We start from the raw sequence: 16380 nt of genomic DNA, 5'->3' as shown, positions 1-16380 counted from the left end.
AAATGACTTCAGAAATACAACCGGCATATTCGAAACAAAGAATTAGATATGCTGTTTTATCTATTTTTATTGCTCAAGGATTATGTTTTGCCAGTTGGGCCAGCCGCCTTCCGGATATAAAGAAAGATTTTAATGTCGAAAGTTATCTACATTACGGACTATTAATGTTTCTGCTTCCGATGGGAAAGTTTATCGCTATTCCTGCAGTTGGTTTTCTGCTTCCTCGTTTAGGTAGCAAAAAAACTGTTTTAATTAGCATTATCGGATATGCGCTGTCCTTGTTTTTGGTTAGTATTGTACCCGGAATTACAGGATTAGGGATAACATTGTTCTTATTCGGTATATTTTGGAATATGACTGATATTTCGTTGAATACGCAGGCTATTGAGGTTGAACGTATATACGGGAAGCCCATAATTGCGACATTTCATGCGAGTTGGAGTTTATCTGCGTGTATCGGAGCTATTATTGGTTATTCGATGATCAATCTGAATGTTATTACTTTCTATCATTTTCTAGGTATGACTTTGCTTGCTATAGCTATTGTTATGCTTAATTACAAATATCTGCAAGAACCTGCTAAAGCTGTTGAAAAGGAAGAGAATTTAAATGTTGCGCAAGGTTCCAAAGCGAAAACAGGCAAATTGCATCTCCCTGAGTCGCTTCTCATACAGCTTGGATTGGTATGGCTATTGGCTCTTATCGTTGAAAATACAATGTTTGAATGGAGCGATGTGTATTTTCAGTCTGTGATCAAGGCACCGGAATCATTGCAAGTTGGATTTCTTGTATTTATGGTGATGATGTTTGCGGGGCGTATGCTCACTAACTTTGCATATACTATTTGGCAGAAAAAGACTGTGTTGCAAATAGCAGGGGCACTTATTTTTGCAGGATTTATAATTTCGTCCCTTTTTATCGGATATTCCGACGCTTTAATCACCAAAGTAATTATCACGTCTATAGGGTTTATGCTCATCGGTTTAGGGATTTCTTGCGTTGTGCCTACTATCTACAGTATTGTAGGAGATAAGGCTAAAACTCCGGTGGGAACGGCGTTAACTATCATGTCGAGTATTAGTTTCGTTGGTCCATTTATCTCTCCATTGCTTGTAGGTTCTGTATCCGATGCTTACGGACCCAAATGGGCATATCTTATTATGAGTGTAGTCGGATTACTGATAATAGCTGCAGTATCGTTCGTGAAGAATTTAAGAAAATAGATATATTCTGTCTTATAAATAGAAAAAGGCTTTTAGATAGCAACTAAAAGCCTTTTTTATGTATTATAAATTCTGGATAATTAAAATTCCGGTATAATCTGTTCGGCATTCTTAATCCGATCTTCAACATCTTCTTTTGTTCCGTTGAAAGGGCCCGATCCTTCTATTTTTATGGTCGCCATAGCTGCTGCAAACTTTCCGGCATCTTCTATTGTTGCTCCTTTAGCTTTCTGATATAAGTAGCCTGTAACGTAAGTATCGCCACACCCTGTTGCGTCCACTACATCTTTCGGCTTATAAGCCGGTATTTTATAGAAATTGTTTCCATCATAGATTACAGAACCCAGACTGCCTAAAGTAACCAAAACTTCTTTTACTCCCCAAGCGTGAAGCTGTTTCGATGCCTGTTTAATGTCTTTCATGCCTGTTAGAACTTCCATTTCCAGATCATTCACTTTCAGAACATGAACATGTTTTAGTATTTCTTCTTTATTAGCCCAGTCTATAGGATAGACATTCTGGTCTCTCACCTCTCTTAGATACCCTTGAGAGTCTATCGCTATCAAGCCTTTTTTAGAAAGATATTCTACCAGCTCCAATGAGAAATCATCGGCAAGTAAAGCACCTAAAAGGAATATGTCGGCATCTATATCTTTTAGTGCGTCAACAGAAAAAGGATCAGCTTTTGCCAACACTCGTTGAGTTCGGTTATTCTGATTCTCTTCATAGATGTTTTCAAAATAGACAGAGTGCTTACTCGGTACTACATGCACATCTACGTCTTTTGAACGTAAATCGTCCACTACAGACATTTCTGACTGAGCCAGCGATGCTACCAATGTATAATTTATATCGGTAAAATGACGAATAGCGTGTGAAAAATAAAAAGCCGTACCGCCGGGCATATGCACTGTGCTTTTGGGTGTAACTACTTTATCTAAAGTGATATGCCCAATGCAACAAAGATCATGTTTTTGCATTACTTATTTTTTTGAAATGCAAAAGTAGTAAAATTAAGTTATACCGAAGTTCTCATTTCAATTTTATTCTCTTTTTTTGATAATGCTAAGAGTCAGCAAAAAATGTATTTTATCTTCAATGTTTTTTTGATAAGTTCAGATTATTTCTGCCCTGTTAAACGATTTTCACTAGACTAATAAAGCCAATTATATTTTATTTATTCATACTTTTTTCTTTTCTTTGTTTTTGGCTTGGATACAATATCTGAACCGATACGCAATAATAGGAAATGAAAAAGTATTTATTTATAATATTAGGCTTAATCTCATTAGGCCTTGGACTATTGGGAATAGTAACTCCGGGACTTCCAACCACACCATTTATCCTTCTTACCGGCGTCTTATTTGCTAAGAGCTCGCCTCGTCTTCATCAGAAATTGTTAGATCATAAGATCACAGGTCCATATATAAGGCGCGTCAATAATGGCTTTAGTACAAAAGGGTTGATTATATCAATTAGTATCATGTGGACTATGATAATTCTTACTACATTAGTTGTGTTTAAAAGTAATCAGACAATGCAATTCGTGATGTTGGGATTAGGTTTTGTCGGTACTGTTTCTCAAATAATTGTTTTACGTAAGAGAAAAAAGAAAGAAAAGGTTCTGTTAACACTTGATAACGAAGAAAAAGATAATAATAAGCTGAAGGCCTCTTAATGGGCACAAAAGAGAGTATTTATATTATAAAAATGTTGATGTTATATTTTGTTATTTTATGATATTTATTTTCCTTTGTATATGAAGGGTTATAGACTAAAAAAACAATCTAATTAAATTATGGAGAACAACGATCAGAACAATCAAATTCAAATAGAACTGCCGGATGATATTGCACAAGGCATATATTCTAATCTGGCTATTATAGCCCATTCGTCATCAGAATTTGTTATCGATTTTGTACGTATTTTGCCCGGTATGCCCAAAGCCAAAGTACAATCGAGAATAGTAATTACCCCTGAACATGCGAAACGCCTGTTGTATGCTCTGAATGAAAACATTAACCGATTTGAATCTCAAAATGGATCCATACAAGTTGATAATTCGGCAGGTTTTTTACCACCGATAAACGGTCCTATTGGAGAAGCTTAAATCAGGTATTTTATAAATAAATACAAAAAGCAAGAGAAATGAAAATTGGTATTCCTAAAGAGCTGAAAGCATTTGAAAATCGCGTTGCCGTTACGCCGGCAGGTGTGCATGAGTTGGTTGTCTGTGGACATGAGGTATATATAGAAGCCGGAGCCGGACTTGGCAGCGGAATCAATGATACTGATTACACGGCTTCCGGTGCTAAAATATTAACTACGGCAGAAGAAATTTATGCCATTTCGGATATGATTGTGAAGGTTAAGGAACCTATCCCGCAAGAATATCATCTTATCCGCGAAAATCAAATAGTGTTTACGTATTTCCATTTTGCATCGAGTCTTGAGCTAACAGAAGCTATGATAAAGAGCAAAGCTATCTGTATAGCATACGAAACCGTTGAATTGCCCGACCGCTCGTTACCGCTACTTATACCGATGAGTGAAGTGGCCGGACGTATGGCTATTCAAGAAGGTGCTCGCTTCCTTGAAAAGCCGCATCTGGGAAAAGGCGTCTTGCTTGGAGGTGTTCCGGGTGTGAAACCTGCACACGTAATTGTAATAGGTGGTGGTATTGTTGGAGCTCAGTCGGCTAAAATAGCTGCCGGAATAGGTGCAAAAGTAACCATTCTGGATAAGAGTCTTCCGCGTCTTCGCTATTTGAGCGATATTATGCCGGCCAATGTTACAACAAGATATTCTGATACGCATACAATAAAAGAGCTGATAAAGGATGCTGACCTTATAGTGGGCGCTGTGCTTATTGCTGGCGATAAGGCTCCTCAGGTAATATCGAGAGCAATGCTTAAAGATATGCAGCCGGGAACCGTTATGGTGGATGTGGCTATCGACCAAGGTGGCTGTTTTGAGACATCAAAACCAACAACGCATTTAGATCCTGTGTTTGTTATTGATGATGTAGTGCATTACTGTGTTGCCAATATACCGGGAGCTGTTCCGATGACTTCAACGTTAGCTTTGACTAATGCTACTTTGCCGTACGCATTAAATCTGTCTAATATGGGCTGGGAGGCAGCATGCCGTGAGCATAAAGATCTACGCAAAGGATTGAATATTGTAAAAGGAGACGTTGTATATAAGGCCGTTGCTCAAAACTTCGGACTAGAATACAAAGAGTTTCAATTTTAAAAAAATAAACAGACATAATAGAGCCGATTTCTGAATTCAATTTTTCCTAACTTTTGGCAACCTAACTGATAAACAAGGTAAGGCTGATTATGTAAGTGAAACGTTGACCAAGATATCGACAATAAACGAGTAAAATAAAATCCTCATATATTTACTAATATAAAATTATTATTTATGGAACTACTAAATGCATCGTTAATAGACTGGTCTAGAGGTCAGTTTGCTATGACAGCAATGTATCACTGGTTGTTTGTTCCTTTGACATTGGGTCTGGGGGTCATTATGGCAATCATGGAGACAATGTATGTGCGTACAGGCAATGAACAGTGGAAAAAAACTGCGAAATTTTGGATGACTATTTTTGGTATCAACTTTGCTATCGGAGTTGCTACTGGGATTATCATGGAATTTCAGTTTGGTACCAACTGGTCAAACTACAGCTGGTTTGTAGGAGATATCTTTGGTGCGCCATTGGCTATTGAAGCTATTGTTGCATTCTTTATGGAGGCAACATTTATTTCCATCATGTTCTTTGGATGGAAACGTGTAAGCAAGAAGGTGCACTTGGCTGCCACTTGGTTAACTATTACAGGAGCAACCCTGTCTGCTGTATGGATATTGGTGGCTAATGCTTGGATGCAATTTCCTGTTGGCATGGAATTTAATCCGGACACAACTCGTAACGAAATGGTTGACTTCTGGGCTGTGGCATTGTCGCCGGTAGCTATAAACAAATTTTTCCATACAGTCCTTTCCAGCTGGATCTTGGGAGCTGTATTTGTGATGGGTATAGCAGCATGGTATATGCTTAAGAAAAGGGACACACAGTTTGCTCAACAAAGTATGAAGGTTGCTACAGTTTTCGGATTGATAGCATCGTTACTTACTATTTATACAGGTCACGGTTCGGCAGTACAGGTTGCAGAAAAACAACCGATGAAACTCGCTGTAATGGAGGGTCTCTATGAAGGGGGTACAAACGAAGGATTGGTACTTTTTGGTATTCCGAATCCTTCTAAAAAATCATTCAATGACGGAGAAGATGCGTTCTTATTTCCTCCAATTAAACTTCCGGGTGCACTCTCTCTAATTGCATTCTATGATACGGAGGCATACGTGCCCGGTATTAAGGATATCATAGATGGAGGTTATCCAAAACCGGATGGAACAACCGCTTTGTCTTTTGCCGAAATGCAATCTAAAGGTAAAGCCGCGATACAGGCATTGGCAGACTATAAGAAGGCTAAAAAAGACGGAGATGATGCTTCGGCTGTACAATATAAAGAAACATTGAAAGCTAACTTTGCTTACTTCGGGTATGGCTATCTTGATAGCCCCGAGCAGTTAGTTCCTAACTTATCTAAAACCGTATATTGGAGTTTCCATATTATGGTTTATCTGGGTGGATATTTTATCCTATTGTTCATGGTTATGACATTCTTTGTTTATCGAAGAAAAGATCTTGAGCAGAAAAAGTGGCTTTTGTGGATTTGTCTTTGGACTATCCCATTGGTATATGTTGCAAGTCAGGCGGGATGGTTAGTTGCCGAAGTGGGGCGTCAGCCTTGGGCTATACAAGATGTACTTCCTCTACAAGCTGCAGTGTCTGCGGTATCTACTCAATCTGTAGTGATAACATTCTGTTTGTTTTTGGCATTGTTTACGGCACTGCTTATTGCAGAGATCCGTATTATGCTGAACCAAATTAAAAAAGGACCGGCAGGCTCACACTAAAACTTGATTTTTTAACTAAAAAAAGATATAACTATGGATTATTCATTTTTACAACATTATTGGTGGTTCCTTATATGCCTGATCGGGGGGATATTTGCATTCCTCTTGTTTGTTCAGGGTGGACAGTCGATGCTTTTCTCATTAGCAAAAGACGAAAAGGAACGCATGATATTGGTAAATGCATTAGGCCGTAAATGGGAATATACCTTTACTACCCTTGTGACATTTGGAGGTGCATTGTTTGCGTCCTTTCCATTGTTCTACTCTACCAGCTTTGGCGGTGCATATTGGGTATGGATGGCTATTTTGTTCTGCTTCGTATTGCAAGCTGTATCATACGAATTTCAGTCGAAACCGGGCAATGTGTTTGGGCGTAATACTTATAGATGGTTCTTGTTTTGCAACGGACTATTAGGTACTTTTCTTGTAGGTGCGGCATTAGCCACATTCTTTACAGGATCAGATTTTACGGTGAACAAAGGAAATATGACAGACGTTTTGAATCCTGTTATCAGCCGTTGGGGTACTGAATGGCACGGACTTGAGGCTCTTGCTGACGCTCGTTGCTGGTTACTAGGATTGACAGTGTTTTTCCTTGCCCGTACATTGGCATGCTTGTTCTTTATCAATCGTCTTCAAGATGCTACTTTAGTAAGTCGTTCCAGAAAATATTTATTACTTAATGCAATTCCTTTTGTCGTGTTCTTTCTTGCATTTGTTATATGGACGTTCTTAGCAAAAGGTTATGCTGTAGATCCTGTGACGAAAGTAGTGGAGCTTGTACAATACAAATACTTCTTAAACATGATAGAAATGCCAATCGTAGGAGTTGTATTCCTTGTTGGGGTTCTGCTGGTATTGTTTGGTATTGGTAAAACATTACTAAGTAAGGAATATCATTCCGGTATTTGGTTTACAGGAGTGGGTACAGTGCTAACAGTGTGTATGTTGTTGCTTATTACAGGCTTTAACAATACTGCTTACTATCCATCTTCTACAGATCTTCAGAGTTCTCTGACTATCGAAAATTCTTCATCGAGTGAGTTTACCCTTACCGTGATGAGTGTAGTTTCTTTATTTGTTCCATTTGTATTAGGATATATTATCTATGCTTGGAACTCTTTAGAGAAGAAAAAATTCGATGTCAAAGATTTGAAAGACGACGGACACGTGTATTAATATTGTATAGATATAATATAGATAAAATGGATGCCATTATAAATGGCATCCATTTTTTTTATAAAGCTGAAGGAGATTAGCCCTATAAAAAAGAGAATTTGTAAGCTTTTATATATTTTATTTATCTTAAAATTGAAATTATATTTTCAATTTTCTATCAATCTATTGAATATTTTATCAAAATATTCAATTTGTCTAAAATGTGTAAATATTCAGATACTTATAACTATTCGTAAATATTAGGTTGAATGAACATTTGATCTGATTATTTTGTTTATAATATCGAATCAAATAGTGAACATGTTTACACTCCGTCAAATAGAAGACGCTCATTCTAAAGTTAAGAGTGGTGCTGATTTTCCTCAGTATATCCGCGATCTTATTGCCATGGGGGTATCAAGGTATTCTATTTATGTGAATGATGGTCATGCCGAATACGTCGGCAATGATGGACACACAGTTTTGTCGGAGGCTGAATATGAAAAATTACATATAATATCTGATACTGATATTATAAAATTTAAGCAGTATCTGAGAGCACATCAACAAGGTAAGACTAATTACTTTACTTTTTGTGAGAATTCGGCAGAAACAGGTATTTATAAATGGGAAATAGATACAGCAAATAAGACTTGTATTTACTATGACTCATTTGGGAACTTTGTCGTAGAAGAAAAAATACCGATATGAGAATTATTCTGAGCTCTGTTACTCTTATTAGGTCTTAAAGAAGAACTAAAACTTATAACGACTAAAAGAACAAAAATAATGATATAAATCTATTTATCTATTTCATTCTTAGATATTATGCGTAATTAAAAAACTGGAGAATGAAATTCAGGTATTCTATACTATGTATTAGCTGATCGCAGTAGTACCCTTACTCATCAAAATAATTTATTCAAAAAAATTAATTATTCAAAGTGAGAATTGAGAAGAATATCTATAATAGTCGGACTTTCCAACCTTTTCAATTTGACTCCGTATTCTTCTATTTACCTATTAGAATACGGAGATTTAATATCTACACCTTTCTTATAATTAACTAAAAACATTAACTTATATACTTTTCTGGTGGTAGGATCGTTTATATTACGTAATTTGCCGAATAAAACTTATTAAATGTTTCTTATTGCTAGAATTTTAAAGTATTGTAAATTTATATTTCTTCTAATATTTTTATTAACTCCTTTTATAATCCGGGCTCAGGTAGATAGCACATATATTCAACCGTATGAACATGAGCTGTCTGTGAAACCTCATGTATATTATAAATATACTTCACTAACTCATGAGATAGATGATAATAATGAAATAACCTATATGCCCAATAGTCCTGTGAGTTTGGGACTAGGCATCACGTACAAAAATTATTCTATAAGTGGGGGGTATGGGTTTGGATTTATGCGCGATAAGGATCGCGGAAAGACAGCGATATTTGACTTTCAATATCATTACTATGGAAGAAAATTTATCGCTGATGTTTTTTTTCAACGATATAAAGGTTTTTATACCGAGCAAAATGATGAGGTATTTACTCTGTATCCCGATATAAGTATCATTCAATATGGAGTGTTTGGGCAATATGTATTCAATAATAAGAAATTTTCTTATAAAGCAGCATTTAACCAAAGTGAAAAGCAACTCAAATCTGCCGGAAGCTGGCAATTGGGTGGAGGAATATACTACAATCAAGTACGCTCTGATAGTACATTACAGCTAAATCTGCATAAGAGATTAAGAAACTATCAATTGAGTGTTAGTGGAGGATATGTTTATAATTGGATAATCAGTAAAAACTTCTATTTATCGGGAGGCGTTTCGGTGGGCTTCAATATAGGAACCGAGAATCTGAGCTCTTTCAAAAAAGTTGAAATCTCTCCATCCGTATTTCCTCGTATATCTATGGGATACAATGCGGAGGATTGGTCTATTGGTTTGTCTGTGGTTGTGAATCAGATATATGTGGCTAATTCTAAGCTGTTGAAAATGACTTTAAATACGGGAACTATGCAGATGAGCTACACTAAACGATTTAGTGTTGCTCCTAAATTTGTGAAGAAAATAAAATATATCAATTAATATCTGAAACTATAATATATAAAAAAGCTCCTTAGTAATAAGGAGCTTTTTTAATATCTAAAAGTTGTTTTTTTCTTAATAGCGAGCTTCTACTGCATTCCAGTCGATAATCTTCCAAAGCTCAGCAAGATGGTCTGCGCGACGGTTTTGATAGTCTAGATAATATGCATGTTCCCATACATCAAAGCCCAATAGTGGAGTTAATCCTTTTGTAATCGGATTTCCTGCATTAGGTTCTTTTGTTATTTGTAGTTTTCCTGCATTATCTTTTGCAAGCCATACCCATCCTGAACCAAATACTCCTGTACCGGCTGTTACAAATTCTTTCTTGAAGTTTTCGAAAGATCCCCACTCAGCATTGATCGCTTCGGCAAGTTTACCTTTAGGTTCGCCGCCACCGTTAGGACTGAATGAAAGGAAATATATGTTGTGGTTCAATGTCTGGCCGGCATTGTTAAAGATAGCTCCATCGCTTTCTTTTACGATTGTTTCTAGGTCTGCATTTTCAAACTTAGTACCTTGAATCAGATTGTTCAGATTTGTAATATAAGTCTGAAGGTGTTTACCATAATGTAATTCAATTGTTTGTTGACCAATTACAGGTTCTAGAGCATTTGTTGCATAAGGCAACTTTGGTAATTCAAATTTCATAGTTCTTGTTTTTTGATTGTTATTATTTATATTTTGTGCGTTTACAGAACTGATTATCAGTCCTGAGAGCATTATACACGTAAATAAAATCTTTTTCATATATAGTGTTCTTTATCGTTGTATATAATATGTAAACAATTGTCCTCCGTATTTGTTTATTACAGAACTCTAGATTTGCTATCGATTGTTTTTAACAGATTATTGTTAAAATCTATAAGCATTGAGTAATAATAGGTTTAATATAAAATTACTGATATAAAATAGAAATATGTTTTCAGAATTAATCTGTACTTTTGCTTACGGAAAAAACGAAAACCTAAAGTTATGCTTTTTTTAGAATCATCATCCATTTTATCGGAAGTAATAGAGGATAATCATCAGCTGATACCTGTTGTTAATCGTTTTGGAATCAAGCTCGGACTTGGTGACAAAAGTATAGGCGAGATATGCGATTCGGTTGGAGTAAATACAGAATTTTTTCTTGTAATACTGAATACTTTTCTTAACGAAGATTATTTTCCTCAAAAGAAGCTTCAGAAGTTCGATATTCAGCTTGTCATTAAGTATTTGAAGCAGACAGATGCATATCTGATTCATGGGCAGTTATACAACTTTGAGAAGCATTTGAAAGCTTTCATCGGTATGAGCGACCCCAACAATGCTCAAATGAAACTCATCAGCAGACTGTTCTCTGAATTTAAAGAGGAATTAATGGTTCAGATAGAGCAGGGAATGGTAAATGGAGATGCTCCCCTTGCCTTGTTGACCGATCTCAAGAGCATTATAATAAAGCATATATCGGGTAATTTTAATGAGAATATGTGTTATGCTGTTATATTTACAATAGACAGCTTTCAGAAAGATCTGGAGAAGCATAATCGCATAAGAGAAAAGGTGCTGAAACCAATGATTGACGAATTGTCCGAATCGGGAATTGAAGATCTGCAAGAACTTTTTGTTAGCGGACGCATTACGCGTGATAACAAAAGACAGCCTCTATCTGAACGAGAATTGGATGTCCTTCGTCTCATAGCATTAGGCTTTTTAAATAAAGAGGTGGCAGATAAATTAAATATAAGCTTGAACACAGTGCTTTCGCACAGAAAAAATATAACAGCTAAGCTGGGAATAAAAACAGTTTCGGGACTTATCTTTTATTGTATAACACATGGCTATATTTCAGCCGATGAAATTGAATTATAGAGAATCGTATGGAAAAGAAAAACAGGTATTTATCGTTTGAGCTTATTTTTGCTCTGCTTTTCATTATAGCTTTCTTTCTTCCTTGGTTTGATAAGTGGGGCCATAAGATTGTAGGGTGGGATGTGCCCGATTTACAAAAAAAGATAACGAAGGCTACCAACTTTATTAAGTTCTTTTCCAAGAATAAAGAGTGGGTATATAGTGCTCATGTGGTGTATTTAGTGCCTTTGTTTAGTGTAATTACAATTGGTTTTTGGATTATGCTAAGACAAAAAACGGCAAGAGTCCTTTTACTAATAACAAGCATATTTGCTTTTATTGTTTCTCTGAACTTGTTCTATAAATTGCCGGGAGCGGGGAGTGGCGTATATTTGTTGTGTGCTGCTTCTATCTTGTCGATAATTTATCTGGTTGTTGTTTTCCGAAGCAAGAAAGAGAATAAGAAAGACTTGATTGAGACTACTCCTGAGATTGATGGAAAAGAAATAGAATAAAACTGTTACGATATAAACAATAACCCCGATCATAACTAATATGATCGGGGTTATTGTTATAAGACTAATATTTTTTACTTAGCAACTCTTTCAAGCCATTTAATCATAAATAACATCATAAACATTGAAAGGATACATGCCCCAACAAATACAGACCACGTGATTGTTAGAGATGTACTAACATATAATATAACTCCGACTTGACACAATTTGTTCCCTAATGCTGTTGCTCCAAGCCAACAGCCTTGCATTAAACCTTGTAATTTAGGCGGTGCAACTTTAGAAACAAAAGACAAACCTAACGGACTAATAAATAGTTCGGCAACAGTTAATATAAAATATGTACCAAATAATAATAATGGTGTTACTCTTTTTGCATTACTTAGACCTCCCATTGCTTCTACTTCACTGGATGCTGGTAGTCCCATTGATCCTAAAGTCATCACTACATAAGCCATAGCTGCAACACCCATACCGATTGCTATTTTACGAGGAGCACTTAACTCAATGCCTTTTGCTTTTAGCCAACCTAGCACTCCAAGCATTACAGGGGTAAGTAAAACAACAAATGTTGGATTTACAACTTGAAATAATTCTGCACCCTGAATCGAAACCAATCCGAATAGATTGATATCTAAAGCTCTCAGGTCTGTATATTGTTGTGCAAAATAGGTTAATGTAAGACCATTCTGATGAAATGAGAACCAAAAGAAAATTACAACAGCAAATACAGCAAACAATGCATACAAACGCTGCTTGATTTCGTTTGCAGACATTTCAATTTCAGCCTTTTTATCCGCTGATGCTGCTTCAAGAACTTTCTTTTTAGCAGGATCCGGAAATTTTTTCTTATTAACTATATAGACTGTAAGGGATATAAGCATAGCGATAACAGCAATAGCAAATGCATACTGATATCCACGATTGAAGACTTCCAGATAATTATTTACAAAATCTGACATATTTGCAGGAGCTCCACTTAAGTTTGCTTTTGCTGCAAGCTCGCTTAGTCTAGTCGATGCATCAGATGAGAGGCTATTGTTTAAATAACCATGACAAAGAGCAGGAAGGTCGGCTTCATAAGCAAAGTTATTCATTTTGAGCCATAGATTTCTGGCTGCAACAGCAAATATTGGAGCAAAAATAGCCCCGACATTAATAAACATATAAAATAATGAAAAGCCTGAATCTCGCATTTTGTTATACTTTTCATTATCATACATTTGACCTACTAATGCTTGTAGGTTACCTTTAAATAACCCATTTCCAAAGGCTATCAAACCTAAAGCCAGGTAAGTAAGTTTTATATATAGATCTTTATCAGGAACAGGGGTGGGAGTTGGATATGCTAGGACTACATAACCAAGGGCCATTAATATTATTCCTACAAGAATAACTCCTTTATACTTTTTTGTAGCATCTGCTATAATTCCACCAACTAATGCTAGTAGATAAATGAAAAAATAAAATGTAGTGAAAATACTACCTGCGCCTTCTTTGTCTAGTCCATATTTAGACATTAAAAACAGCGTTAATATAGCCATCATTACATAGAAGCCGAAACGTTCTCCCATATTTGATAATGATGCTGCTAATAAACCTTTAGGATGATTTTTAAACATACGATCGTATTTAAGATTAATATTATTATATTTTTATAGATTTTGAGTGGACTAAACTTAAAGCAGTACAAATATAACCAAACATAGTTTAAAATCTTCTAGCCATAGTATATTAAATAACATAAAACGCCAGAATATTTCTACTTTATGAAAATAAGATAGTCTTATTTTTATATACCAATATGCGTCTTTTCAGGTGACTTTCTATAGCATGAGAGAGTACAATCTTTTCCAAGTCCTGACCTTTGCGTACCAGATTCTCAACACTATCACGGTGAGAGATACGTGTAATATCTTGTTCTATAATCGGTCCCGCATCAAGTTCGGTTGTTACATAATGGCTTGTAGCCCCTATTATTTTTACTCCTCGTTCGTAAGCCGCATGATATGGTCTTGCACCTACAAAGGCGGGTAAAAAGGAATGATGTATATTGATTATTTTGTTTGGATATGACTCAATAAACTTATCGGTCAGTATCTGCATATAGCGAGCTAAAACAATAAAGTCGATCTTCTTTTCTTCTAAGAGAACGAGTTGTTTTGCTTCTATTTCGTCCTTATTGTCTTTGTTGAGCTTTAGTACATGATATTCAATGCCAAAGCGTTCTGCTACCCATCGTAGGTCTTCGTGATTGCTGATGATGAGAGGTATCTCTACTTTCCATTCTCCGGCTGTGTAGCGAGCCAGTATATCAAAAAGGCAATGCGACATTTTGGAAACAAAAACGGCCATACGCGGTGTATGGTCGTTAAAGTATAACCTGAATGTCATGTTATACTTGTTCGCATATAGGGTTTGGAAGTAGTCACTTATTTTCTCCTTCGGAATAATGAAGTTTGAGAGATCCCATTCTATACGCATAAAGAACGTATTTTCCTGCTTATCTACATGCTGCTCCAGATTGATGATATTTCCACCGTTTATATTGATAAAGTCGGTAACTGCGGCTACCAGTCCCGGACGATCGGGCGATGAAATAAGGATAATTGCGTGTGCGTTGTTATTCATATAATGATGTTAATCTTCTTCGATTACAAGATTGTCGATAATAAACTCTTGTCTTTCGGGTGTATTCTTGCCCATATAGAAGTTGAGCATGTTGCTTACCGAGTCTTCTTTTTTCATCGATACACGGTCGAGGCGAATATCTTTTCCTATGAAATGAACGAATTCATCGGGAGATATTTCCCCCAATCCTTTAAATCGTGTTATCTCCGGATTCGAACCCAGTTTTTTGATTGCATTCAGTCGCTCCTCTTCTGTATAGCAATAGATTGTCTCTTTCTTGTTTCGTACACGGAAGAGAGGCGTTTGAAGAATATATACATGGTTTTTCTTTATCAGATCAGGGAAGAACTGTAAGAAAAATGTGAGTAGCAACAAGCGTATATGCATCCCGTCGGTGTCGGCATCGGTTGCAATAATTATCTTGTTGTAGCGTAATCCATCCAGTCCGTCTTCGATATTCAAAGCAGCCTGTAGAAGGTTGAACTCTTCATTTTCGTAGACGATCTTCTTTGTTAGCCCAAAACTGTTTAGTGGTTTACCTCGTAAGCTGAATACAGCCTGCAGATTTGGATTCCGGCTTTTTGTAATCGATCCGCTCGCAGAGTCTCCCTCGGTGATGAATATGCTTGTTTCTTCCAGATTGTCTCCTTTGGCATCACTGTAATGTATACGGCAGTCGCGTAACTTCTTATTGTGCAGGTTTGCTTTCTTGGCACGTTCGCGAGCCAGTTTTGTTACGCCGGCAATAGCTTTACGCTCTTTTTCCGATTCCAGGATTTTTTTCAATAAAGCTTCTGAAGTATCCGCATGCTTGTGCAAATAGTTATCCAGTTCTTTCTTTAAGAAATCACCGATAAATTTCTGAACAGAAGGACCTCCGGGCCCCATATCTTTAGATCCGAGCTTAGTCTTTGTTTGCGACTCAAAAACCGGTTCTTCTACTTTTACACTTATTGCCGCAACTATTCCGCTACGGATATCGGCATAATCGAAATTCTTGTTATAGAATTCTTTTATCACACGAGAAAGTGATTCGCGAAAAGCCGACTGGTGTGTTCCCCCTTGTGTTGTATGCTGTCCATTCACAAATGAGTAATATTCTTCTCCATACTGATCTGTATGTGTGATCACCACCTCTATATCTGCCTCCTTCATGTGGATGATAGGGTATAAAGGCTCGGAAGTCATATACTCATTAAGTAAATCTACAAGACCATTTTTGGAGTGGAATTTCTTTCCGTTATATGTTATTGTTAACCCTGTATTGAGGAATACATAGTTTTTAAGAAGGCTTTCTACATAGTCGTCCCTAAAGGCGTATCCTGTGAAAATTGTAGGATCCGGAATAAATTCGATAAGAGTACCATTCTCATCATTTGTAGGGTGTATTGTTTCTTCCTTTTCTACAATAGCTCTACAGTATTCAACAGAAGTTGTTTGACCATCACGATAACTTTGGATAAGGAAAAAAGAAGACAATGCATTTACGGCCTTTATACCAACGCCATTCAATCCGACAGACTTCTTAAAAGCTTTGGAATCGTATTTAGCACCGGTATTCATTCTCGAAGAAACGTCTTTTACTTTTCCCAATGGTACACCACGCCCGTGGTCGCGTACCTTGACAACCCCGTCGGTGATAGAGACATCGATGTTTTTGCCAAATCCCATCATATATTCGTCAATGGAGTTGTCCAGCACCTCTTTGAGAAGTACATATATACCATCATCCGCAGATGAACCGTCGCCTAACTTTCCTATATACATACCCGGACGACGGCGGATATGTTCCTGCCAGTCGAGGGTTTTTATATCATCGTCAGAATAATTTATTTCGGGTAGTACAATCTTTTCTTCTTCCATATAATCTTTTGGTACTCTTTAAGTAAATGCGGTGTAAAAATATAAAAAAAAATTGGGAACAAAAA

15 protein-coding genes are annotated in these 16380 nt (G+C 36.6%); 10 read left to right on the top strand and 5 right to left on the bottom strand.

What is annotated here, in order from left to right:
- Window positions 1-2 precede the first annotated feature (2 nt).
- Window positions 3-1223, top strand: coding sequence for an MFS transporter (locus tag QOX35_RS12045; protein ID WP_283687118.1), 1221 nt, complete (start codon window positions 3-5; stop codon window positions 1221-1223).
- Between the two features lie 80 nt (window positions 1224-1303).
- Here the strand turns inward: QOX35_RS12045 and QOX35_RS12040 are convergent, their stop codons facing one another.
- Window positions 1304-2203, bottom strand: a complete 900-nt coding sequence (locus tag QOX35_RS12040; RefSeq protein WP_283687117.1) for a PfkB family carbohydrate kinase — start codon at window positions 2201-2203, stop codon at window positions 1304-1306.
- Between the two features lie 269 nt (window positions 2204-2472).
- Between QOX35_RS12040 and QOX35_RS12035 the strand changes: the two genes are divergently transcribed.
- From QOX35_RS12035 to QOX35_RS12005, 7 genes are all read left to right on the top strand, one after another.
- Window positions 2473-2901 (top strand): YbaN family protein, encoded by a 429-nt coding sequence (locus QOX35_RS12035; RefSeq protein WP_283687115.1) that lies wholly within the window; start codon window positions 2473-2475, stop codon window positions 2899-2901.
- 120 nt (window positions 2902-3021) lie between these two features.
- Window positions 3022-3333 (top strand): DUF3467 domain-containing protein, encoded by a 312-nt coding sequence (locus QOX35_RS12030; protein ID WP_006842800.1) that lies wholly within the window; start codon window positions 3022-3024, stop codon window positions 3331-3333.
- Window positions 3334-3371: 38 nt separating this feature from the next.
- Window positions 3372-4478 (top strand): alanine dehydrogenase, encoded by a 1107-nt coding sequence (gene ald / locus QOX35_RS12025; RefSeq protein WP_283687114.1) that lies wholly within the window; start codon window positions 3372-3374, stop codon window positions 4476-4478.
- A gap of 174 nt (window positions 4479-4652) precedes the next feature.
- Window positions 4653-6212 carry a cytochrome ubiquinol oxidase subunit I gene (locus QOX35_RS12020; protein ID WP_283687113.1) on the top strand — a complete coding sequence of 520 codons (1560 nt, stop codon included), beginning with the start codon at window positions 4653-4655 and terminating at the stop codon, window positions 6210-6212.
- Between the two features lie 33 nt (window positions 6213-6245).
- A complete protein-coding gene (locus tag QOX35_RS12015) occupies window positions 6246-7391 on the top strand; it encodes a cytochrome d ubiquinol oxidase subunit II (protein WP_283687112.1) in 1146 nt (381 codons plus the stop codon).
- A 300-nt stretch (window positions 7392-7691) separates the two neighbouring features.
- Window positions 7692-8081, top strand: a complete 390-nt coding sequence (locus QOX35_RS12010; protein WP_283687111.1) for a DUF1398 domain-containing protein — start codon at window positions 7692-7694, stop codon at window positions 8079-8081.
- Window positions 8082-8513: 432 nt separating this feature from the next.
- On the top strand, window positions 8514-9473 hold the full coding sequence (locus QOX35_RS12005; protein ID WP_283687110.1) for a DUF4421 domain-containing protein: 960 nt from the start codon (window positions 8514-8516) through the stop codon (window positions 9471-9473).
- A gap of 75 nt (window positions 9474-9548) precedes the next feature.
- Here the strand turns inward: QOX35_RS12005 and QOX35_RS12000 are convergent, their stop codons facing one another.
- Window positions 9549-10124, bottom strand: a complete 576-nt coding sequence (locus QOX35_RS12000) for a superoxide dismutase (RefSeq protein ID WP_185091201.1) — start codon at window positions 10122-10124, stop codon at window positions 9549-9551.
- A 324-nt stretch (window positions 10125-10448) separates the two neighbouring features.
- Here QOX35_RS12000 and QOX35_RS11995 point away from each other — a divergent pair, with 324 nt between their 5' ends.
- Together QOX35_RS11995 and QOX35_RS11990 are read left to right on the top strand one after the other, a co-directional pair.
- Window positions 10449-11327 carry a helix-turn-helix transcriptional regulator gene (locus QOX35_RS11995; protein ID WP_135105255.1) on the top strand — a complete coding sequence of 293 codons (879 nt, stop codon included), beginning with the start codon at window positions 10449-10451 and terminating at the stop codon, window positions 11325-11327.
- 8 nt (window positions 11328-11335) lie between these two features.
- Window positions 11336-11821: a hypothetical protein gene (locus QOX35_RS11990; RefSeq protein ID WP_283687109.1), complete on the top strand. Its 486-nt coding sequence runs from the start codon at window positions 11336-11338 to the stop codon at window positions 11819-11821.
- A gap of 74 nt (window positions 11822-11895) precedes the next feature.
- On the opposite strand, the gene QOX35_RS11985 is transcribed toward QOX35_RS11990, so the two are convergent.
- The 3 genes from QOX35_RS11985 to QOX35_RS11975 form a co-directional block, all read right to left on the bottom strand.
- Complete coding sequence (locus tag QOX35_RS11985; protein ID WP_283687108.1) at window positions 11896-13443, bottom strand: peptide MFS transporter; 1548 nt, start codon at window positions 13441-13443, stop codon at window positions 11896-11898.
- A 145-nt stretch (window positions 13444-13588) separates the two neighbouring features.
- A complete protein-coding gene (gene purU / locus QOX35_RS11980; protein WP_283687107.1) occupies window positions 13589-14452 on the bottom strand; it encodes a formyltetrahydrofolate deformylase in 864 nt (287 codons plus the stop codon).
- Between the two features lie 9 nt (window positions 14453-14461).
- Window positions 14462-16315: a DNA topoisomerase IV subunit B gene (locus tag QOX35_RS11975; RefSeq protein ID WP_283687106.1), complete on the bottom strand. Its 1854-nt coding sequence runs from the start codon at window positions 16313-16315 to the stop codon at window positions 14462-14464.
- Window positions 16316-16380: the final 65 nt, after the last annotated feature.

Source organism: Dysgonomonas sp. Marseille-Q5470 (assembly GCF_951230145.1).
GTDB lineage: Bacteria > Bacteroidota > Bacteroidia > Bacteroidales > Dysgonomonadaceae > Dysgonomonas.
The sequence above is the reverse complement of the archived record's forward strand: the minus strand, read 5'-3'. Positions and strand labels throughout refer to the sequence as shown.